Source organism: endosymbiont of unidentified scaly snail isolate Monju, assembly GCF_000801295.1.
Classification (GTDB): Bacteria; Pseudomonadota; Gammaproteobacteria; order Chromatiales; family Chromatiaceae; genus MONJU.
The window spans coordinates 2,088,164-2,108,377 of the sequence record NZ_AP012978.1 but is presented as its reverse complement, the minus strand read 5'-3'; the positions used below and the strand labels follow the sequence as shown (position 1 = coordinate 2,108,377).

The window sequence follows — 20,214 nt, the reverse complement described above, 5'->3', positions numbered from 1 at the left end:
TAGAGGCGCCGTTTCGGGGGCACGGTCCAAGGTCGCGCATGCTGGATCGGTTTCCTGTGTCGTCTTGTGCGAGGTGGGGAGAGCTGGTCTAATCGCGATTCCTCGTGTTGGTATGTCGCCGAGATGAACCTCAAGATTCGATTCAAGTTGTCCCCGCTTTTCAAGCCGGCCAATGCGCTGTTTCGTGTTATCAAGCGCGCACAATGGCATCTTTCAGGCAGTCCCCTGCCTCCCTTGCACGAGGTCAAGCAACATCGGTTGCTGCGGTTGCGGAGGCGTTTTGGTCTTTCGGTATTCGTCGAGACGGGCACTTACCGGGGAAAGATGGTCTTTGCCATGCGACCGTATTTTGGGCGCATCGTTTCGATCGAGCTAGCCGAAGAGCTCGCGCAGAGGGCGCAGACTCTGTTTTCGACTTGCCCCGAGGTGACCATCGTGCAGGGCGACAGTGCCGAGCGACTAGTGGAGGTGTTGGCCGACTTGGACGAGCCTGCCCTGTTCTGGCTGGACGGTCACTATTCCGGGGGAGAGACCGGGCATGGACGCAAATCGACCCCCATCCTTGAGGAACTTGAAGCGATCTATGGACACGATGTCGCTGATCATGTGATCGCTATCGACGATGCCTTGTGTTTTGGCAAGGAAAGAGATTATCCCTCGCTCGATGAACTCGAGCAGTTCGTGGTGGCCTCTGGCAAGGGGCGCCACCTGGAGGTCGTCGACAATATGATTCTGATTAATCCGGCGGAGGATGGATCAGGAAAAGGCTGAGCCTTTGTCGATACTCACGAAGCAATGGTCGTTGTCGTGCGAGGAGAACCAATGCAGGCTGGTCGCTTGCAACAGGGAGGCGATCTCGTCGAAGTGATCCTCGATGGCCTCGATCTGGATGACGACCCAGTTTTTCTCGAGAAAATCACGCATTCTCTTCAATACACCGATTTCACTGCCTTCCCCGTCGGTCTTGAGGTGGCGGCGTATGTGGCGGGGTTCGATCCGACATATTGTGTTCAGTATCGTTGGGAATTGATCCGGGTGTTGCGTTGTTCCAGGCTGGGTGCTTTTAACAGTGCTCATAAGAAATAGCGTCCCGTGTTCATCAATTGTTCGGCAAAAGATAATAGATCGAGAAATTTTAGTGTGTCTGTGATGGTGGGTTTTCTCGTTTTTTATCTATAGCTGAAAGGGATTGAATTATCGATTTCGCGTGTTTTTATCTGATTCCAGAGCTGTCGAGAATGCCTAGGCCGATGCCGAATGGTTCATTTCCACAGTATGAGGAGAGTTTTCAGTGAAATGGGTAAAAAAAATATTGCTCAGGATTTTTGAGCGGAAAATGCCTGCCATGACGCAACATGATGCCCAATTGGCGGAAGAGTTTCGGCAAGCGCTCCGGGTGGAAATGTCGAGCTGTTCAGAGCGAGTTGGTGCTGCACAGACGTGGGCGAATTTTTGCAGGGAGTTGAAGGAATGTGTTGATGTCGGTGATCCTCGGGAATTTCTGCAATGGCCCGTAGTGCGTAAGAGCATGTTTGTGTCAAATCCGCGCTGGGTTGCCGAAGAGATGCGATATCTTCGCTCATTGCCTGATTGGAAATAGAGGTGGAGAGCCGCCATAGTAGAATCTCCTATCGGTCGCCCGCGGCCCTATCCTAGATACCCTTGGTCCAGCGGAAATTTGATTCATCATGCATACTCGTTGGCTCGATACGAGTCCTATAGTCGAGTAAATGCGGACACTGTGGGCTTGGTCTTCGAGTTTGGTGGCGGTTATGGAAGTATGGCTCGGTTGTTCTGGCAGCTCGGGTTTCGCGGAAAATATCTCATTCAGGATTTGCCGGCTTTTTCGGCGCTGCAGAAATTCTATCTGGGATCGATAGGTGCATTGGGCTCCGAATCGGGAGACGGCGAATTTTCCTTTGTTACCGACAATCGATCTATGAAGCGGATTCTCGATCGGTGGGGTGCCGTTGAGTCAAAAATGTTCGTTGCCACTTGGTCGTTGAGTGAAACGCCACTTGAGGTGAGAGAGCCGGTACTTGATTCTTTGGTCTATTTTGATCATATCCTCATTGCGTTTCAGCACCAATTCGAGGATATTGATAATGTAAAGTATTTTCACGGATGGGCCAGCGCAATGGCGGACACGCATAGTTTTCAGGTGAGTCATATCGATCACCTTCCGGGAAATAGTTATCTGTTCATGTCTAGGGTGTGATCCGATCGAGTAGGGTGCTAGTGAGGCTTTTCGGAGAATAATTCAGTCTGGGGTTCTACGTAGCGGGAGTACGCTGGTCTATGATGTGATCAGGAGTGTACTCCCCTACGCGCGCGTTAAAAAGTTCATGATCTCAGGGGAGGGTTACAGGAAGATCCCTATTGTCTTTATATATCAGGAATCTCCTGGGTGTAATGGCCTCGCTATTTGATTCTCAGGCTATCACACCGGAGTTGTCCGGGATTGAGCATCAGATTATCACCCTAAGTTTGGCAGGAATATGGGGCGCTTTGCTGATCGCAGATGAGCCTAATGTTCTGGTGTTGAGATACGAGAATTTCTGTTCTGATGTGGATTCGTTGGTTGCCATGATCGCTGATTTTTTTGGGTGTGGCCGTTGATGATGGTGAGATGTCGGTGCTCGCTAGGCGATATAAGATTTACCGTGTAAAACAAAAGACGGGTGGTCTTAGGTTGTTTTTTATATAGATAAAAATACAAAATTTCATGGCAGGCGTGTGTCACGTTGCAAGGGTGGTCTGAGTTGCTTCTCTGAGGCATTTTCACCAAAGTAGATTGCGTTTATGAGGAGCTCGTTATCATTTTACATGCGTAGATTCGGCTGTCAGTGAATTTGTTTTGCGGCCTCATAATCGTATCATTGAGATGATTTGGTATTATTATGGATGATACGGTGGGGTGAGGAGCGTCATTCAATCTAGCAAGTGCGATAGAAATTTTAGCGTCGCCTGCCAACGCTGCGGCCATGTATGCATTTTCAATGTATGCTGTTGTCCTGCCTCGCCGATATGGGCGAGTGCCTGGGGGCGATCGCGCCATTGTCGCAGAATCCGCGCCAGATCGCTGCGATCCCGGTAGAACAGGATCTCCTCGCCCTCGCGGAAATGTTGCGCGAGTACCGGGTTCCAGGTGGTGAGGTAGGTGGTGCCGGTGAGGGGGATCTCGAAGTCCCTCCCCTTCACTGCCGTCTTGCGCCGGCTGCGGCCGGTGAAGCCGAAGCCCAATATGATGTGGGACGCGGCGTAGATCTCCAGCATTTCCTCGTGGCTGGCCGGTCCTTCTGGCCATCCTTCGCCACGGACGTAGACCTCGATGCCTTGTTCCCGCAGGTAGTCGATGTATTCCTTTCTCACGCCGTAGCATTGGCCGATGAAGCTGACGAAATAGCGTTTCTCGACCTTCGGTAACCCGGCGAAGGCCTGGGGGTTGCCGCCAGGGGGGAGATACAGGGCCCGCGCGCCGCTCAATCGATACTTGGCGACATCGGCCGGGTCCTGGGCGGTGATGTTCAGGTCGAAGGCATGCGCGATGCCGGCGTTGCCGGTCCATTGCCCGTGCCGGAACTTGTCCCAGAAGCGGTGGCTGTCGTCGAAGCCGAAGTTGAGGGTGACGATGCCCAGTTCGCCGATGCGGCGAATGGTCTCGGGATAGACCCAGCGGCCGGAGAGGTAGCCGAAGAAATGCGTCAGCGGGCGTTCAGCATGCGCTTGCGCGACGCGCCGGTAGAGTTCTTCGTTGAAGGCTGGCTTGCCCTTCGCGTACCAGTCGGGCGTGTGCTGGTCGTAGCGCTCGCCCCAGTCCCAGGGCACGGTTTCGGCGACCTCGGCCCAGCTGTCGATCAGGCCGGCCTGTTCCCAGTTGTGGTGCTTGACCGCGACGAACACCCGTGGCGGCTGTTCGCGCAGGCGCTGGCGTTGTTCGGGTGTGAAGCGTTGTGCGAAGTGTCGGCGCAGGGTGGCCTGGAGATCCTGCTCAGGCAGCAGGCGGCCCAGCCAGCGGGCGCTGGTCTCCAGGCGAAGGAGCTGGATCAGGGCGCGGCGCATGTCGTCAGTAGAGGGATGGGGTGAAGGGGGTAGAGACGGGGGAATTGTTCACGGCGGTATCGGGGCCAGGTCGAGTCAGTCGGTCAAGCGTTCGACGGTGTACAGCAGCGTGGGCACGAAGGCATGGCCTGCTTGCAGCGCCGAGGCCAGCACTACCGGGTCTTCCACGTACTCATGGATCATCTGATTGCGTAGTCGACGCATGTCGATCCAGGCCTGGGCATCTTCGACCAGTCCCAACTGTTCTGCCCGATCCAGATTCTCGATGAAGGTGGCGGTTTTCTCGCCGTGCGCGGCCAACCAGGCTGGCAGGAGCTTGTCTCCCAGGGTGTCTTGCAGGCGTCCGAAACGGGCGACGAAGGCATCCACCCGCTCGCTCAGTTCGATATCGCTGTCGAGAGAGGCGGCCCGCTGTGCATCGAATGGGCTTGAGAATAGCCTGTCATCGGTGATGCGGAGATGTTGGAGTTCCTTGCGGGCCAGGGTGGTCAGCCGTTGCAGGCGCCGCCGCAGGTCGGGTGTCAGGTTCACAACGGGATGCCCTCGCGTCGTGCTACATCATGGATAGGCAGGTGTTCGAGGTTCGGTGCGGCGAGTACCACATCGACCTTGCGACCGGCCATCAGGCGGCTGACCCGGCCGGCGATGCGGGCCGCCAGGGGAGCCGGGTCGCTAACCGGCCCGGACAATTCCACCAGCAGGTCTACGTCGCCGCCCCGGGCGTGGTCGTCCACCCGGGAACCGAACAGGCGCACGCAGGCGTCGTTGCCGGCCTGTTCAGCGACGATGCGGCGGATCTGCGCGATCTGGTCAGGGGTGAGTCGCATGGCGGGATTATAGCCTGTGGGGCGTCCCACCCGTGGGCGGTGTCCTCGCTGTGCATGTTCGGCCCGAGGACGGATCTCCTACGGGTGGGAGCGGCGTCCTCGCCGCGAACGGTTCGTCCCGAGGACGAGCCTCCTGTTGGCAAGCGTACGGTAGAGCGCCAGGGTCCGCCCGGTCATGGCCTCCAGGGTGTAGTGCTGGTTCTCGGGGATCTCGGGTGGATCGTCCAGGATGGCGCCGACGGTGTAGCGCAGGGCGTCTGGATCGCCGAGCGGGGTGCGCCCGGCGGGGAACAGGTGGGCCAGGATCTCGCCGACGCCGCCATGGTCGTAGCCGACCACCGGGATGCCCAGGCTCAGCGCCTCGACCACGGTGCGGCCGAAGGATTCCGGTTTGGTGGAGAGCGACAGCACCAGGTCGCTGATGGCGTAGATCTCGCGGATGTCGCTGCGTGCTCCGGTGAAACTGATGTGTTGTCCTAGTCCCCGTTCGCGGACGGCTTGGCGCAATTCCTCGGCGTAGGCGCGGCGGCGCGGGTCTTCGCCGCCGACGATCAGGCCGTGCACCGGGCGGCCTTCGGCGATCAGGGCGCCGATCAGACCGATGAAGTCGTGATGCCCCTTCAGCCGGGTGAGCCGCCCGGGCAGCACGAGCAGGCGGCAGTCGCGCGCCGCCGGGAATTGCGCGAAGAAGTCCTGCCGCCAGGCCTCCGGTGGCTGGTATCCACGCGGGAACTCGGCGGGGTCCACCCCGCGCGGGATCAGGTGGATGCGTTCGGGCGGGCAATCGGGGTAGTGGCGTCGAATGTAGTCATGAATGGTCTCGGAGACCGCGATCACCGCCTCGCCTCGGGTCATGATGGCGCTGTAGCGCGAGACAGAGTACAGGCCGTGTACTGTGCTCACGCGGATCGGCCGCCGGTGCGATGGCAGGCCGCGCAGGGCCAGTTCCAGCAGCCAGGCCGGCACCCGTGAGCGTACATGCACGATGTCCACGCCCTCGTCGATCAGCAGGCGCCGCAGCGGGCGCACCTGCAACAGGCTGGCCGGGTGCTTGCGTCCGACCGGCAGGGGGATGTGCTCGCTGCCCTCCGTTTCGAGCTGTGCCACCAGGCACCCACCGGCGGAGATCACCAGCGAGCGGTGGTCGGCGGCGACCAGGGCGCGTGCTACCTCCAGGGTGCCGCGTTCCACGCCACCGCCCTCGAGCGCGGGCAGCAGTTGTAGTACGGTCAGGCGATCGGCCATCGTTGCAGTATCGCTTCGGCGCAGCGCGCCGCTTCGTCCAGGGGCGGATGTTTGGTTAGCTGGCGGTCGCGCGCCCAGTGCTCGAAGGGAGTGATCAGTCCGTCGGCAATCAGGTGATCCACGCCCCGACTGACCCGGGTGTCGCGGCGCCGGGGTACCGCCAGCAGGCCCACCGGCGCGCCGCTGCCCAGCGCCTCGTAGAGCATGGAGACGCTGTCCTCGCTGACCCAGATCTGCCCGGCCTCGCGCATGCGCTGCTGGATCTCGCCGGGTGTACAGCCGGCCCAGTGCAGCAGGCTGGAATTCTCCAGCCCGTCCAGTTGCTGCAGGGTGTCCGGCGGGGTGCGTGGCGAGTCGCCGATGATGAAACGCACCTCGGGCCGGGCCGTCACCACCTGCCGCACCTGCATGGCGATAGCATCTGCATCCCAGTCGTGGTGGCGCGAGGGGCCACCGAGCAGGATCAGCCCGGTGGCGGGATCGTGGCGCTCGCTCGGGCGCACCCCATGCAGTACGCCGCGGGTGGCGATTACATTATCGCGCCGTGGCGGCTCGTCGTGTTGCGGGATCAGGCACAGGTCGAACCAGCGCAGCGGCAGTGAGGGTTTCATCAGCACCACGATGCGTCCGCCGTGGGCGCGCCGCGCGGCCAGCGCCGGCAGGTGGGTGCGGTGGCCGGCGGCCAGGATCAGGTCGGGCGGCGGCAGTCGGTCCCCGGCGGGCAACTCGGCGCGCAGCCACTGGCGAATGGTGGCGCCCGTGCTTGCTACCTCCAGATCGTGTGTTTGTACGTTGGTGCGCTCGGCCAGGGCCTCGCACAAGCCATCGATCTGGGTGCGGTGGCCGCGCCGGCCATCGAGCAGGCGCCAGAGGACGAGGGGGGATGAGACAGGCATCAGGCAGGCTCCGTGATGCCCGAGGTGGCCGTGCCGACGGGGTATTGCATGGTGATACAGATCATGGCGACAGGTACCGAAAGACTGTGCAGAGCATTATGGGGATTCGCTGGGGTCATTGCAGCGCCAGGTCTTCGAATGTACGTGCCAGCAGGGGTTCCAGCAGCTGCGCGCCCCACAGCGAGAGATGGTCGTCGTCGCGGTACAGCGATCGTCCCTGCCGTGCTGTCAGACACCATTGTCCGTCGGAGCACAGGAAGTTGGTCGGATCGAGTACCTGTACCCTGGCAGAGGTCAGTTGGTCGAACAGTGAGTCGGCGTGGCGTTGGCGTTCGCGATGGGTGGCCAGTGGGATGCCCACGGTTTGCAGCGGTTTTCCCCGGAGCGCCGTGCGCACCAGCTCGTTGGGTACCCAGAAGGGGTATTCCGGCACCTGGCGCACGATCACCACCTTCCGGGGTCCCGCCTGGAGCAATCGTTTGACGGTTTCCCTGAAGGCGGGAACAAACAGTTCGCGGCTGGCCTTTGCCGTGGTGGCGATGGTGTCCCGGTTGGCATAGAAGGGCTGTCGGTTACGCGCATCCAGCGCCTTGGGGTCGTGTCCTTCGAGGTACACCGACCAGTGTGCAATCAGGAAGACCAGGGGGATCTCCCGCAATTGCGTCAATAGTTGCTCACTGCTGTCGAGGCAGGGGGCATGGGCGGCGTCCGGGTTGCGATCGGTGAGGTAGAGGCCGACGACCGGAGGGCAGGAATACACCAGGTAATTCCAGCCGTTGCGTTCGGCGATGCGGTCGAAGGCGGGCCACAACGCACCCATGTGGCTGTCACCCCAGAGCAGGAAGGTCGGGGGGCTGTCGGTCGGGCCGTGCAGGCAGAGCAGTCCGCGTTGTGTGTGGCGGACAGGTGTGCAGCCCGGGAATTTCCGTTGCGATTGTTCGTACATGTCGGCCACGGGAGCGGGGAAACGTGCGGCCACGCCCTTGGCGGCGTTGAGTGTCTTGCCGGTGATGGCGACTGTGAGCAGGCCGGCGAAGGCGGCTCGCGCCAGGTGCCGGTTGTCCTGCAATATCCGGCGGTGGCGGACCGGGTTCTCGATGAATCGCCAGGAGATAACCGCCAGCAGCAGGGTGGCCAGCAACACGCCGGCGAGCACGAAGGAAGGGATGGCATTTCCCAGGAGGTGGCGCGCCAGGGTCAACAAGGGCCAGTGCCACAGGTAGAGCGAGTAGGAGACGAGGCCGATGCCCACCAGTGGGCGACGGGCGAGCAGGCGGGTGGCCATCGGGGTGCCATGGTTGCCCGCCAGAATGACCAGGGCCGCGCCACCGGCAGGCAACAGGGCAGCAAGGCCGGGGAAACGGGTGTTGTCGTCGAACCACCAGCAGGCGACGAAGATCATCAGCAGGCCGGTGGTGCCCGCTACCCCGGCTAGTGGTGGGGCCTTTTCTCTCTCGGCCTGCCAGGCCAGCAGGGCACCCAGCAGCAGCTCCCATGCCCGGCTGTGCGGCAGGTAGAAGGCACCGACTGGATCGTTGTGGGTCAGCCAGATCGAGGTGGCAAACGAGGCGGCTGCCAGCAATGGCAATACCGGTAGCAGGCGGCGTCTGGGCAACAGCAGGAGCAACAGTAGCGGGTAGAGGATATAGAACTGTTCTTCCACCGAGAGCGACCGGGTATGCAGCAACAGGTTGGATTGTGCCGGTGCGTCGAAGTAGCCGCTGTTGTGATAGAAGTGAATGTTCGAGGCGAACAGGGCCTGGGAGGCCAGGGTATTGCCGAACTTGGCCAGTTCACGGGGCATGAGCACGAACCAGGCCGCCAGCGCGCTGAATAGCATCACCGGGAGCAATGGTGGCAGGATGCGGCGTGCACGGCGCAGCCAGAAGTCGCGCAGCGAGAACCGGCCTTGCGCATGGTCCCGCAGGATCACCGAGGTGATGACGAAGCCCGAGATCACGAAGAACACGTCCACGCCCACGAAACCACCGGGGACGTGCTCGGGCAGGGCGTGGTAGGCGATCACCGCCAGGACGGCGATGGCACGCAGGCCGTCGATGTCGGGTCGGTAGCGGTAAGGCGCGGTGGTGCTCATCGGTCGTCACCCAGCAGTCTGCCCAGGGCGTCGACGACATGTGCCGAGGCCTTGGGGGTCCAGTGCGAGTCATCGATGTAGAAGGTGTCCAGTTCGCCAGCCTTGATGGCCTGACGCAGGATGGCCTGGGTATCGACCAGCACGAAGCGGTGAGACAGCCTGCGCCAGCCGGGAAACAGCGGGTCGGGCGGGTAGTCGCCATCGGCGATGTCTGGCCGGTAGAGTTCGTATTTGGTCACCACCGGCATCACGATCAGGCCGATGCCCTGTCGGTCCAGCTCGTCGGCCAGCACCTCGAGCCGGCTGTTCATGCGTTGCACGGCATTGGCATTGTTGCGCGATATGGCGTGCAGGTCGCCGCGATAGAACAGCAGGTCCCTGCCGTCACCGATACTGAAGCGGTGGGTGCGCAGCCGGGTGCGGCAGGCCTTGGAAATGAAGGCGCAGTCATCCAGATGATACATGATGCGATTCCACCAGTACTTGATGTTGCCGTCGTTGATCCAGGCCACATCGGGCAAGGCCAGCGGGTCCTGTGTCGGGCGCGGTCTGCCAAAACGGTAGTGAGCAATCAGCGCCTCGCGCGACGGCAGTGCATGGGGCGGTGGCGTATTGGCATAGCGTGAGGCGATCTTGCGCTGGGTTGACTCCAGCAGCACGTAACGGACGCCCCATTCCTGCAACAGCCCAGCGCGCAGCAGGGCACGGACCAGATCCATGTCGTTGTGCAGGCCGGGAAAGCCACGCAGGTTGAGCACATTCCAGCCCCAGCCGCTGGCGATGAAATCCTGGTTCCAGGGATTGGGGCCGCCGGCGCCTCCGTTGGAAAACGAATCGCCGATGGTCAGCAGATCGACCCGTTGGTCCTGCAGGTCGCCGGCCTCGAGGTGCCGTCGTGGCAAGGTGGTGTGGGTGCGCCGGCGATGCACGAGGTCCGAGATATAGCCCAGGCGTGCCAGGTCGCCGGTAACCAAGCCGTTCTTGTGCTGCAGCAACTGTCGCACGGCAAACTGCCAGGTGAGTGCGTGCAACAGCACGAACAGGGAGATGGCCGTAATGAAACCAAGGACGAACTGGCGGGGCGAGATGGTGCGCATGGTTCAGAAATTGAAGTAAAGGAACTCGCTGACCTTCGACAGGTTCATCAGGATGGCCATGAACACCAGGGTGACCAGCACCAGGCTGGCCGGTGTGGTGCGGAAGTCGCGCATCCACTGCTGGGAGTTGCGCAGACGCAATGTCACCAGGAAGGCGCCGATCAGTGCCACGTAGGGGGTACGGCCCAGTGTCATGTGGCCGAACAGGGTGGGTGCCATGTCGGCGAGTGCCTGGAAGGGGGAAAATCGCAGCAGCTTGTCGGAGAGGGTGATGCCCTCCAGTCCGAGCATGCCGCGCAGGACGCGCAGGGCATCGTTCCAGCTGTTGGCACGGAAGAATACCCAACTGGCGTTGATGAAGTTGAAGGTGACAAACCAGGCCAGCCAGCTGGGCAGGTGCCCGCCGAGGTATCGCCAGACACGGTGTATCACCATGGCTGCCCCGTGCAGGAAGCCCCAGAACACGAAGGTCCAGCCCGCGCCATGCCAGAGGCCGCCGAGCAGGAAGGTGATCATCAGGTTTCTGGAGACACGTGCCAGGGAGCTGCGTCCGCCGCCCAGCGGGATGTAGACATAATCGCGCAGGAAGCGCGACAGGGTGATGTGCCAGCGCCGCCAGAATTCCTGGGTGTCGCGTGCCTTGTAGGGGCTGTCGAAGTTGAAGGGAAGGCGGATGTTGAACATCAGCGCGGCGCCGATCGCCATGTCGCTGTAGCCGCTGAAGTCGAAATAGAGCTGGAAGGTGTAGGACAACGAGGTGGCCCAGGCACTGAACAGGTCGAGTGCCTGTCCGCCATCGAAGCCCGGCGTGGCCACGGTGGCGAAGTAGTCGGCAATGATCACTTTCTTGAACAGGCCGAGGGTCAGGCATGAAGATGCCCAGGCTGATGTTGCGATAGTGGAGCAGGCGTCCCCGGCGGCGCTGGAACTGCGGGATCATCTCCTTGTGGTGGACGATGGGACCGGCGATCAGTTGCGGAAAGAAGGTGACGAACAGGGTGTAGCGCAGGAAGTCGTACTCGCGGGTCAGGCCGCGGTAGCTGTCCACCAGATAGGCGATCTGCTGGAAGGTGAAAAACGAGATGGCCAGTGGCAGGGCCAGCTCCGGGTGTGGCATCGGCAGGTCGGTGAGGCGCTCGATGTTGGTCAGGGTGAAATCGGCGTACTTGAAGAAGCCCAGCAGTCCCAGGTTGACCGCGATGCCGAAGATCAGGGCCGGGCGTCGGTATCGGGAGGTCCAGCCGACGATGTGTCCCAGCAGGTAGTTGAACAGGACCGAGAACAGCAGCAGGGGCAGGTAGTCCGGTTTCCACCAGGCATAGAAGACCAGCGAGGCGACGATCAGCCAGCCGGTGGCCGCCTCGGTCAGGCGCCAGCGGTTGAGTACGAAATAGCCGGTCAGGCTCAGGGGAAGGAACAGCAGCAGGTATTCGAGGCTGTTGAACAGCACGGGTCATTCCCCGAACAGCTGCGCCTGGTTGAGCCGATGGTAGACACCCCGGCGCGCCATCAGCTCCTCGTGGGTGCCGTCCTCGACGACGCGCCCGGCCTCGAAGACCAGGATGCGGTCGGCCTTCTGCACGGTGGACAGGCGGTGTGCGATGACCAGGATGGTGCGGCCGGTGCGCAGGCGCTCCAGGCCCTGCTGCACCAGGCGTTCCGACTCGGTGTCCAGCGCCGAGGTGGCCTCGTCGAGGATCAGGATACGGGCATCGGTGATCAGCGCGCGGGCGATGGCCAGGCGCTGGCGCTGGCCGCCGGAGAGCTTGATACCGTTCTCGCCGATCAGTGTGTCGAAACTTTCGGGCAGGGCCTCGATGAACTCCAGGGCACCGGCATCGCGTGCGGCCTGGCGGATGGCCTCGCGGTCGGCATCCATGCCGTAGGCGATGTTGGCGGCGATGCTGTCGTTGAACAGGATCACTTGCTGGTCGACGAAGGCGATGTGACGGCGCAGCTCGGCCAGTGCCAGCTCGCGGGTGTCGATGCCGTCGAGCAGGATGCGCCCGGCGCTCACCTCGTGCAGGCGCGGGATCAGGCTCACGAAGGTGCTCTTGCCGCTGCCTGAAGCACCGACCAGGGCGGTGAAGCTGTCCGGCGCGATCTCCAGGTCCAAGGGACCCAGTGCGTCGCATTCGGCTTCGGGGTAGCGGAAGCGTACCCCTTCGAAGCGCAACGCGCCGCGGGTGTCCGGCAGGCAGCGCGTGCCGGTGTCCTGTTCGAGCGGCTGGTCGAGCAGGGCGAACACGCTCTCGGCCGCGGCCAGACCACGTTGCAAGGGATCGTTGAGCTTGGTCAGGCGCTTGATCGGCGAGAAGAGCAGACCCAGTGCGGTGAAGAAGGCGACGAAACCGCCCACGGTGAGCTGGTCCTCGGCGGCGCGTCCGGTACCGATCCAGATCACCGCGGCCATGATCAGGGCGCCGACGAACTCGACGATGGGAACTCCGATGGTGGCGGCGACCGCCAGCTTGAACTGCTGGTGGCGGATGGCGCGGGCGATGCGTTCGAAACGGCTGCGCTCATAGTCCTGGCCACCGTGGATCTTGACCACCTTGTGTCCCCGGGTGGTCTCTTCCAGCACATGGGTCATGTTGCCGAAGCTGTCCTGCAGGGCGCGGCTGAGTCGGCGCTGGCGGCGACCGACGTACTTGGCGATCAGCGCCACCGTCGGCAGCAGGACGAAGGTGAACAGGCTGAGTTGCCAGTCCAGCCAGAAGACGTAGATCAGCAGCCCGACCACTGTCAGCGAGTCCTTGACCAGGGCGCTGAACAGCTGCACCCCCGCGTGCGAGATCTGGCTGACGTCGTAAGTGAAGCGCGAGATCAGGTTGCCGCTGATGGTGCGTTCGTAGAAGGCGGCGGGAAGATGCAGCAGACGCTCGAACATCTGCTCGCGCAGGGTGTGCATCAGGTGCATGGAGATGGCGGCAAAGGCGGCGTTGCTGACCACCTGGGCCAGGCCACGGAACAGAAACAGCACGATCAGCGCCACCGGCGCCCATTTCATGTAGACGGGGTCCTTCTCGACGAAGGTGCCGTCCAGCAGGGGTTTGAGCAGCCCCGGGATGCCGGCTTCAGAAGCGGCCAGCAGCACCATGCCGACGATGCCGGCGACAAAGAGCTTCCAGTGTGGCCGGAAATAGCCCAGCAGGCGCAGCAGGGTCTGACGGCTGGAGGGAGGAAGGGTCTGCATCAGGCGCCCGCCCTGGTCGCGTCAGCGGCTCCCCCATCCCGGTCCTCACCCCCGCGCGCGGGCCGGCAACCAATACTCCCTCCCCCGCGTGCGGGGGAGGGCCGGGGAGGGGGAAGGAAACCGCCGAGCAACATCCTCACAATGCCCCGCGCAACACGTCCACGATACGATCCTGGGTCTCGGGATCGAGATAGGGGTGCATGGGCAGGCTGACCACCCGCTCGGCCAGGGCGTGTGCCACCTCCAGGCTGCCTGCGCTGCGGCCGATCTCGCGCAGCGCCGGCTGCTGGTCGAGGGTCACCGGGTAGTAGACCGCGCTGGGGATGCCGGCCTCGCGCAGCGTCTGCTGCACGCGCTCGCGGTCTTTCACTTGCAGGGTGTACTGGGCGTAGACGCTGTCGTAATCGGCGGGGATATAGGGAGTGATGCAATCGGCATCGGCGAGCAGGGCGCTGTAGCGGGCGCCGATCCGCGCGCGCGCCTCGACCTCCTCGTCGAAGATCGCTATCTTCGACAGGATCACCGCCGCCTGCATGCCGTCCATGCGGCCGTTGATGCCCAGTCGTGGATGGTGATAGGGGCGATCCTGTCCGTGGTTGCGCAGCTCGCGCAGGCGGGAGGCCAGTGCCTCGTCGTTGGTGAAGCAGGCGCCGCCGTCGCCGTAGCATCCCAGCGGCTTGGCCGGGAAGAAGCTGGTGCAGCCGATGGTGGACAGGCCGCAGGAGCGCCGTCCCTTGTATCGCGCGCCGAAGCTCTGTGCCGCGTCCTCGATCACCGGCAGGCCGTGGTCTGCGGCGATCTCGCCGATGGTATCCATGTCCGCGCACAGACCGAACAGGCCCACCGGCAGGATGGCGCGGGTGCGCTCGGTGATGGCGGCCACGATAGCGGCCGGGTCGATGTTGTAGGTGACAGGATCGATGTCCACGAACACCGGGGTTGCACCGACCAGGCCGATCACCTCAGCAGTGGCGATGAAGCTGAACGGCGTGGTGATGACCTCGTCGCCCGGGCCGATTTCCAGCGCCATCAGTGCCAGTAGCAGGGCGTCGGTGCCGCTGGCCGCCGAGACGCAGTGTTTCACGCCGACGTAGGCGGCCAGCGTTTCCTCCATTTCGGTCACTTCCGGGCCGAGGATGTACTGGCCGTGATCGAGCAGGGTACTCAGGCGCTGCTCGAGATCGTCGCGGATGCGGAGCTGTTGGGTCTTGAGGTCGATGAACTGCATGGTCGGGTCACGTCGGGAAAAGCCGCATTCTATCAGGGAGAGGTGGGGCCTTATCGGCGCCTTTTGGCGGGATAGGGCGGGGGACCACCATCCGGGCGGGTCTTGAAGCGGCGGTGGATCCAGTTGTACTGCGCAGGCAGGCGTCGGGCCCAGTCTTCGAACAGGGTGTTGATGCGCGCAGCATCCTGTTGATCATCGCCCGACGGGAAGTTGTCGAGTTCGGGTTCGATGCGCAGTCGGTAACCATGGCGCTCGCGAAACAGCACGAAGGGAATCACCCGTGCGCCGCTGGCGCGGGCAAAGCGGCTGGTGGCGGTATGGGTCGCTGCCGGCACGCCGAAGAAGTCGGCGAACACCTTGCCCTTGTGGCCGTAATTCTGGTCGGGAGCGAACCAGACGCCTTCGCCCGCCTTCAGTGCGCGCAGCATGCCGCGCACGTCGTCGCGCGGGATGATGCCCAGGGTGTGAGCCTGGCGGTACCGTTCAAACATGGCCTGGATCACCGGGTTCTCGTTGGGACGGTACATGGCGCGGCAGGGGCGGCGTGCCCCCAGGTAGCGTCCGGACAGTTCCAGTGAGCTGAAGTGCGCGGTGAGGAAGATGGTGCCGCGGCCATCATCCTGCGGTGGCAGATGCTCCGCGCCTTCGATGGCGACCAGCAGCGATTCCAGCCTTGCCTGAGGCCACCACCAGGCCATGGCCACTTCCATCAGTCCGCGGCCCATGGCAACGAAGTTGGCGCGGATCAGGCGTCGACGTGCCTCTGGCGCCATGCCCGGGAAGCAACGTTGCAGGTTGATCTCGGCGATATGGCGACGGCGCAACGCAAAGAAGTGGATGAGATGGCCGACGCCGGCGCCGACCGCCATGATCACCGGCCAGGGCAGGAGCACGATCAGGCGCAGCAGGCCGAGCGCCGCCCAGCTGGGCCAGTGGCAGGGATGCAGCAGGGGATCCGAGGGTCTCATGGGCGCGCAGTTTAGCGCAGCTGGTGCCCACGGCGCTGCTCGGGTAGTCTGGTGCGCTCCCGGTACGGACGCGCGCCCGACCCGCAATGTATGCCTTGTACACCCTTCTGCTGACCCTGACGTTGCCGTTCGCACTGTTGCGCTTGCTCTGGCGCAGCCGCCGCGCGCCGGCCTATCGTCGTCGGCTGCGCGAGCGTTTCGGTCGCACCGAGATCTCGCCCGCCGCCGGAGGGATCTGGATCCATGCCGTGTCGGTGGGCGAGGTACAGGCCGTCGCTCCGCTGGTCCGGCTGCTGCTGGAAGCGCACCCGGAACAGGCGATCATCCTCACCACCACCACACCCACCGGCTCGGACCAGGTACGCAGATTGTTCGGCGATCAGGTGCTGCATGCCTACATGCCCTGGGACTTGCCGCCCTTTCTGACGCGCTTTCTCGATCGGGTCCGACCCGCGCGCCTGCTGATGGTCGAGACCGAGATCTGGCCCAACCTGCTGCGCCTGTGCCGTGCACGGGGCATCGAGACGATACTGGCCAACGGCCGGTTGTCGGAGCGTTCGCTGCGTGGTTATCAGCGGCTCGGCGGTTTTGCGCGCCGGGTGTTCGCTGATGTCGACCGGGTGGCTGCGCAGACCGAGGACGACGCCCGGCGTTTTCGCAAGGCCGGGGTGCCTGGGGAGCGGGTCGTGGTGACCGGCAGCATCAAGTTCGACATGACCATTGCCGCCAGCGTGGTGGAACAGGTGGAGGTGATGCGCCGTCACTGGGCGGGGCGGCCGGTGTGGATTGCGGCCAGCACCCATGAGGGCGAGGAGGAGATTGCGCTGGCCGCGCATGCACGGCTGCTGCGCCGCCTGCCGCAGGCCCTGCTGATCCTGGTGCCGCGTCACCCGGAACGCTTCGACCGCGTGGTTCCCCAGATCATTCGTGCCGGGTACCAGCCGGTGCGGCGTTCGGCCGGGCAGCTGCCGGGCGCGGACGATCCTGTCTACCTGGCCGACACCATGGGCGAGCTGCCAGTGTTGATCGGGGCAGCGGACGCCGCCTTCATCGGCGGCAGCCTGGCGCGGGTTGGTGGTCACAACATGCTCGAGGCCGCAGCACAGGGCGTGCCTGTCTGTTTCGGGCCTCACACCTTCAACTTTGCCCTGATCAGCCGCATGCTGCTCGAGGCCGGCGCCGCGCGCGAGGTCGGTGATGCCGTGGCTCTGGCGGAGGTGGTCGGTGACTGGCTATCCGATGCCAGCTCGCGTGCGGCGGCCGGCGAGGCGGGGCGTGCCCTGGTCGAGCGTAACCGGGGGGCCTTGCAAAGGCTGTATGCCTTGCTGGAGCAGGAGGCCCGTCCCCGGGCCGAACGACCTGGCCGACCTCAATAGGTCGCCATCTGCGGATCGATCTCGCGCGCCCAGGCCTCGACGCCGCCGACGAGGTTGATGACATTGCGAAAGCCCCGGCTCTCCAGGTAGATCGCCACCTGGCGGCTGCGGATGCCGTGGTGACAGATCACCACGATCTCCTGCTCGGGATCGGCGGTCTCGGCCCAGATCGGGATCTCGCGCATGGGCACCAGTTCCGACCCCTCAAGGTGACAGAGGGTGTATTCCCAGGGCTCGCGCACGTCGAGCAGCCGTGGCCGGTGTTCACGCAGCCACGCGTCCAGCTCGCGAGGAGAGAGGTTCTTCAAAAGGTGAAATGCTCCGGCTGCGGGGCGTTCTTCAACGGTGGCAGCAGGGTCTCGCACAGGCCCTTGCGCAGCAGGGTGCCGTCTTCGGTGCGGGTCACCAGGATGGCGCACATCACCGGTGGCTCACCCTTGATCTGGAACATCCGGCCGCCGGGCGCGAGCAGGCGCTCCAGTTGCTCGTTGGGTTGTGGCAGCGAGCCGGTAACCGCGATCACGTCGAAGCTGCCCTCGGGCAGCTCGGCGGCGAAGATGTCGCCTGTCACCAGCTCGGCCTCGATGCCCAGCGCGGCCAGGCGCTCGGCAGCACGCGCGCTCAGTTCCGGGGCGATCTCGTAGCTGGTTACCTTGCCGCCGAGATGGGCAAGGCAGGCGGTGACGAAGCCGCTGCCGGTGCCGATTTCGAGCACCCGGTCGCCTGGCTGCACATCCAGCGCCTGCAACATGATGCCTTCCTGCAGGGGTTTCATCATGACCTCGCCATTGGGCAGCGGCAGCTGAGTGTCGGCGAAGGCCAGGGGGCGCTGCTCCTCGTCCACGAAGTGCTCGCGGGGAATGGTCTTGAAGGTCTCGAGCACCCGCTCGTCAATGACCTCGCACGGGCGGATTTGTTGTTCCACCATGTTGAAGCGGGCCTTGTCGGTGTTCGGTGCCAGCATGCCAATCTCCGGTGCGGTCGAATGAGACGGCGTAAGCCTAAGGGGAATTCCGGCGGTGGGCAAGCAACGGGGGAGAGGGTCCGTCCTCGGGCCGCACATTCGCGGCGGGGACGCTGCTCCTGCAGCAGGAGGCCCGTTCGGGGGCCGAAAGGGCAGTAAGGACGGACTATGTCGCGCGGGCAATTCCGAGTAGACTTCTCGGGAAAGCAGCCAGGGGCGCCCAGCGGACCGGCCGGTCCACGGGCTGAGAGGCACCCTCGGAACCTGATCCAGTCAATACTGGCGTAGGGAGGCTGAATCGGCGGGCATCGTGCTCCCGGTCTCCCCGCCAACGGAGACCCGTCATGAGCGCCATCCCGGAAGATTTTCTCAAGAAGACCGCTGAACTCTCCGAAGAGGTCACCCAGCCGTTCCCCAGTTCGCGCAAGGTCTATGTGCAGGGCTCGCGTCCGGACATTCGCGTGCCCATGCGCGAGGTATCCCAGTCGCCCACCCCGGCCAGCTTCGGTGCCGAGGAGAACCCGCCGATCTATATCTACGATACCTCCGGCCCCTATACCGACCCCGAGGTGGAGATCGACCTGTTGCGCGGCCTGCCCGAGCTGCGTCGTGCCTGGATCGAGGAGCGCGGAGATACCGAGCCGCTGCCCGGCCCGACATCGGAGTACGGTCGCGCTCGCCAGGCCGACCCGGACACCGCGCACCTGCGTTTCGAACATGTGCGCGCGCCGCGCCGGGCAAAACCGGGGTGTAACGTCACCCAGATGCACTATGCCCGCCAGGGCATCGTCACCCCCGAGATGGAATACGTGGCGATCCGCGAGAACATGAAGCTCGACGAGTTACGCCGTGACCCGCGCTACGCGAAGCTGTTGAAGCAGCACCCGGGTCAGTCCTGGGGGGCGAACCTGCCCGAGGAGATCACCCCCGAGTTCGTGCGTGACGAGATTGCTGCCGGACGCGCCATCATCCCGGCCAACATCAACCACCTGGAGCTGGAGCCGATGATCATCGGCCGCAACTTCCGGGTGAAGATCAACACCAACATCGGCAACTCGGCGGTGACCTCCGGTATCGCCGAAGAGGTGGAGAAGATGGTCTGGTCGGCGCGTTGGGGCGGCGATACCCTGATGGACCTGTCCACCGGCAAGCACATCCACGAGACTCGCGAGTGGATTCTGCGCAATGCGCCCATGCCGATAGGGACCGTGCCCATCTACCAGGCTCTGGAAAAGGTCGGTGGAAAGGCCGAGGAACTCACCTGGGAGATTTTCCGCGACACCCTGATCGAGCAGGCCGAGCAAGGCGTGGACTACTTCACCATCCATGCCGGGGTGCGGTTGGCGTACGTGCCGCTGACTGCCGAGCGGGTCACCGGCATCGTCTCGCGCGGCGGCTCCATCATGGCCAAGTGGTGCCTTGCGCATCACAAGGAGAACTTCCTCTACACCCATTTCGAGGAGATCTGCGAGATCATGAAGGCCTACGACGTGTCCTTCAGTCTCGGTGATGGCCTGCGCCCCGGGTGTATCGCGGATGCCAATGACGCCGCCCAGTTTGGTGAGCTCGAGACGCTCGGTGAGCTGACGCAGATCGCCTGGAAGCACGACGTGCAGGTGATGATCGAGGGGCCGGGGCACGTGCCCATGCAGATGATCAAGGAGAACATGGACAAGGAGCTGCGCGACTGCTTCGAGGCGCCCTTCTATACCCTGGGGCCGCTGACCACCGACATCGCGCCGGGCTACGACCACATTACCTCGGGGATAGGCGCGGCCAACATCGGCTGGTACGGCACCGCCATGCTCTGCTACGTGACGCCCAAGGAGCACCTGGGCCTGCCCGACAAGGACGACGTGCGCGAAGGCATCATCACCTACAAGCTGGCGGCGCATGCCGCCGACCTGGCCAAGGGCCTGCCCGGGGCGCAGATCCGCGACAATGCCTTGTCCAAGGCGCGCTTCGAGTTCCGCTGGGAGGATCAGTTCAACCTGGGACTGGATCCGGAGCGCGCGCGCGAATACCACGACGAGACCCTGCCAAAGGACTCGGCCAAGGTGGCACACTTCTGTTCGATGTGCGGCCCGCACTTCTGCTCCATGAAGATTACCCAGGACGTGCGCGAGTACGCCGAGGCCAACCGCTTCAAGGACGTTGCTGTCGCGGTCGAGGAGGGCATGAAGGAAAAGGCCGAGGAGTTCCGCCGTCAGGGTGCGGAGATCTACAAGCCGGTGTGATGGCGGTTCGCGGTCGCGGCGGG

Annotated in this window: 19 protein-coding genes and 1 riboswitch; of the genes, 5 read left to right on the top strand and 14 right to left on the bottom strand. The window is 63.4% G+C overall.

What is annotated here, in order from left to right; translation table 11 throughout:
• Positions 1-123: 123 nt before the first annotated feature.
• Positions 124-771, top strand: coding sequence for an O-methyltransferase (locus EBS_RS13095; protein WP_052199498.1), 648 nt, complete (start codon positions 124-126; stop codon positions 769-771).
• Here EBS_RS13095 and EBS_RS14315 read toward each other — a convergent pair.
• On the bottom strand, positions 757-924 hold the full coding sequence (locus tag EBS_RS14315) for a hypothetical protein (protein WP_171816235.1): 168 nt from the start codon (positions 922-924) through the stop codon (positions 757-759). The genes EBS_RS13095 and EBS_RS14315 overlap by 15 nt on opposite strands.
• A 367-nt stretch (positions 925-1,291) precedes the next feature.
• Here EBS_RS14315 and EBS_RS14055 point away from each other — a divergent pair, with 367 nt between their 5' ends.
• Positions 1,292-1,600: a hypothetical protein gene (locus EBS_RS14055; RefSeq protein WP_148307734.1), complete on the top strand. Its 309-nt coding sequence runs from the start codon at positions 1,292-1,294 to the stop codon at positions 1,598-1,600.
• A 147-nt stretch (positions 1,601-1,747) separates the two neighbouring features.
• Positions 1,748-2,218, top strand: a complete 471-nt coding sequence (locus tag EBS_RS10125; protein WP_148307733.1) for a hypothetical protein — start codon at positions 1,748-1,750, stop codon at positions 2,216-2,218.
• A gap of 713 nt (positions 2,219-2,931) precedes the next feature.
• Here the strand turns inward: EBS_RS10125 and EBS_RS10115 are convergent.
• The 11 genes from EBS_RS10115 to lpxL all read right to left on the bottom strand — a co-directional run bounded on the left by EBS_RS10115 (position 2,932) and on the right by lpxL (position 15,614).
• Positions 2,932-4,062 (bottom strand): glycosyltransferase family protein, encoded by a 1,131-nt coding sequence (locus tag EBS_RS10115; protein WP_043108541.1) that lies wholly within the window; start codon positions 4,060-4,062, stop codon positions 2,932-2,934.
• A 75-nt stretch (positions 4,063-4,137) separates the two neighbouring features.
• Positions 4,138-4,593 carry a hypothetical protein gene (locus EBS_RS10110; RefSeq protein WP_043108540.1) on the bottom strand — a complete coding sequence of 152 codons (456 nt, stop codon included), beginning with the start codon at positions 4,591-4,593 and terminating at the stop codon, positions 4,138-4,140.
• Positions 4,590-4,889 carry a nucleotidyltransferase domain-containing protein gene (locus EBS_RS10105; protein WP_043108539.1) on the bottom strand — a complete coding sequence of 100 codons (300 nt, stop codon included), beginning with the start codon at positions 4,887-4,889 and terminating at the stop codon, positions 4,590-4,592. Before EBS_RS10105 ends, EBS_RS10110 begins: the two co-directional genes overlap by 4 nt.
• Before the next feature lie 78 nt (positions 4,890-4,967).
• Entirely contained in the window at positions 4,968-6,134 is a 1,167-nt protein-coding gene (locus EBS_RS10100; protein ID WP_052199497.1) for a glycosyltransferase family 4 protein, read from the bottom strand.
• Positions 6,119-7,030: a mitochondrial fission ELM1 family protein gene (locus EBS_RS10095; RefSeq protein WP_043108538.1), complete on the bottom strand. Its 912-nt coding sequence runs from the start codon at positions 7,028-7,030 to the stop codon at positions 6,119-6,121. Before EBS_RS10095 ends, EBS_RS10100 begins: the two co-directional genes overlap by 16 nt.
• Before the next feature lie 115 nt (positions 7,031-7,145).
• The gene (locus EBS_RS10090; RefSeq protein ID WP_043108537.1) at positions 7,146-9,125 is read right to left on the bottom strand and encodes an acyltransferase family protein; all 1,980 of its coding nucleotides are present in this window, start codon (positions 9,123-9,125) and stop codon (positions 7,146-7,148) included.
• Positions 9,122-10,222: an alginate O-acetyltransferase AlgX-related protein gene (locus EBS_RS10085; RefSeq protein ID WP_043108536.1), complete on the bottom strand. Its 1,101-nt coding sequence runs from the start codon at positions 10,220-10,222 to the stop codon at positions 9,122-9,124. The genes EBS_RS10090 and EBS_RS10085 overlap by 4 nt, the downstream gene beginning before the upstream one ends.
• Positions 10,223-10,225: 3 nt before the next feature.
• Entirely contained in the window at positions 10,226-11,065 is an 840-nt protein-coding gene (locus EBS_RS14890; RefSeq protein ID WP_331711229.1) for an MBOAT family O-acyltransferase, read from the bottom strand.
• Between the two features lie 610 nt (positions 11,066-11,675).
• Positions 11,676-13,418, bottom strand: coding sequence for a lipid A export permease/ATP-binding protein MsbA (gene msbA / locus EBS_RS10075; protein WP_052199496.1), 1,743 nt, complete (start codon positions 13,416-13,418; stop codon positions 11,676-11,678).
• A 136-nt stretch (positions 13,419-13,554) separates the two neighbouring features.
• Positions 13,555-14,646 (bottom strand): DegT/DnrJ/EryC1/StrS family aminotransferase, encoded by a 1,092-nt coding sequence (locus tag EBS_RS10070; protein ID WP_043108535.1) that lies wholly within the window; start codon positions 14,644-14,646, stop codon positions 13,555-13,557.
• A gap of 50 nt (positions 14,647-14,696) precedes the next feature.
• On the bottom strand, positions 14,697-15,614 hold the full coding sequence (lpxL, locus tag EBS_RS10065) for an LpxL/LpxP family Kdo(2)-lipid IV(A) lauroyl/palmitoleoyl acyltransferase (RefSeq protein WP_043108533.1): 918 nt from the start codon (positions 15,612-15,614) through the stop codon (positions 14,697-14,699).
• 86 nt (positions 15,615-15,700) lie between these two features.
• Between lpxL and waaA the strand changes: the two genes are divergently transcribed.
• Positions 15,701-16,990: a lipid IV(A) 3-deoxy-D-manno-octulosonic acid transferase gene (gene waaA, locus EBS_RS10060; protein ID WP_052199495.1), complete on the top strand. Its 1,290-nt coding sequence runs from the start codon at positions 15,701-15,703 to the stop codon at positions 16,988-16,990.
• Here the strand turns inward: waaA and EBS_RS10055 are convergent.
• Both EBS_RS10055 and EBS_RS10050 read right to left on the bottom strand, forming a co-directional pair.
• Positions 16,984-17,298 (bottom strand): rhodanese-like domain-containing protein, encoded by a 315-nt coding sequence (locus EBS_RS10055; protein ID WP_043108532.1) that lies wholly within the window; start codon positions 17,296-17,298, stop codon positions 16,984-16,986. The two genes, waaA and EBS_RS10055, sit on opposite strands and share 7 nt — an antisense overlap.
• Positions 17,295-17,954 carry a protein-L-isoaspartate O-methyltransferase family protein gene (locus EBS_RS10050; protein WP_043108531.1) on the bottom strand — a complete coding sequence of 220 codons (660 nt, stop codon included), beginning with the start codon at positions 17,952-17,954 and terminating at the stop codon, positions 17,295-17,297. Before EBS_RS10050 ends, EBS_RS10055 begins: the two co-directional genes overlap by 4 nt.
• Before the next feature lie 202 nt (positions 17,955-18,156).
• Positions 18,157-18,262, top strand: a riboswitch (TPP riboswitch).
• Between the two features lie 36 nt (positions 18,263-18,298).
• Between EBS_RS10050 and thiC the strand changes: the two genes are divergently transcribed.
• Complete coding sequence (gene thiC / locus EBS_RS10045; RefSeq protein WP_043108530.1) at positions 18,299-20,191, top strand: phosphomethylpyrimidine synthase ThiC; 1,893 nt, start codon at positions 18,299-18,301, stop codon at positions 20,189-20,191.
• Positions 20,192-20,214 lie beyond the last annotated feature (23 nt).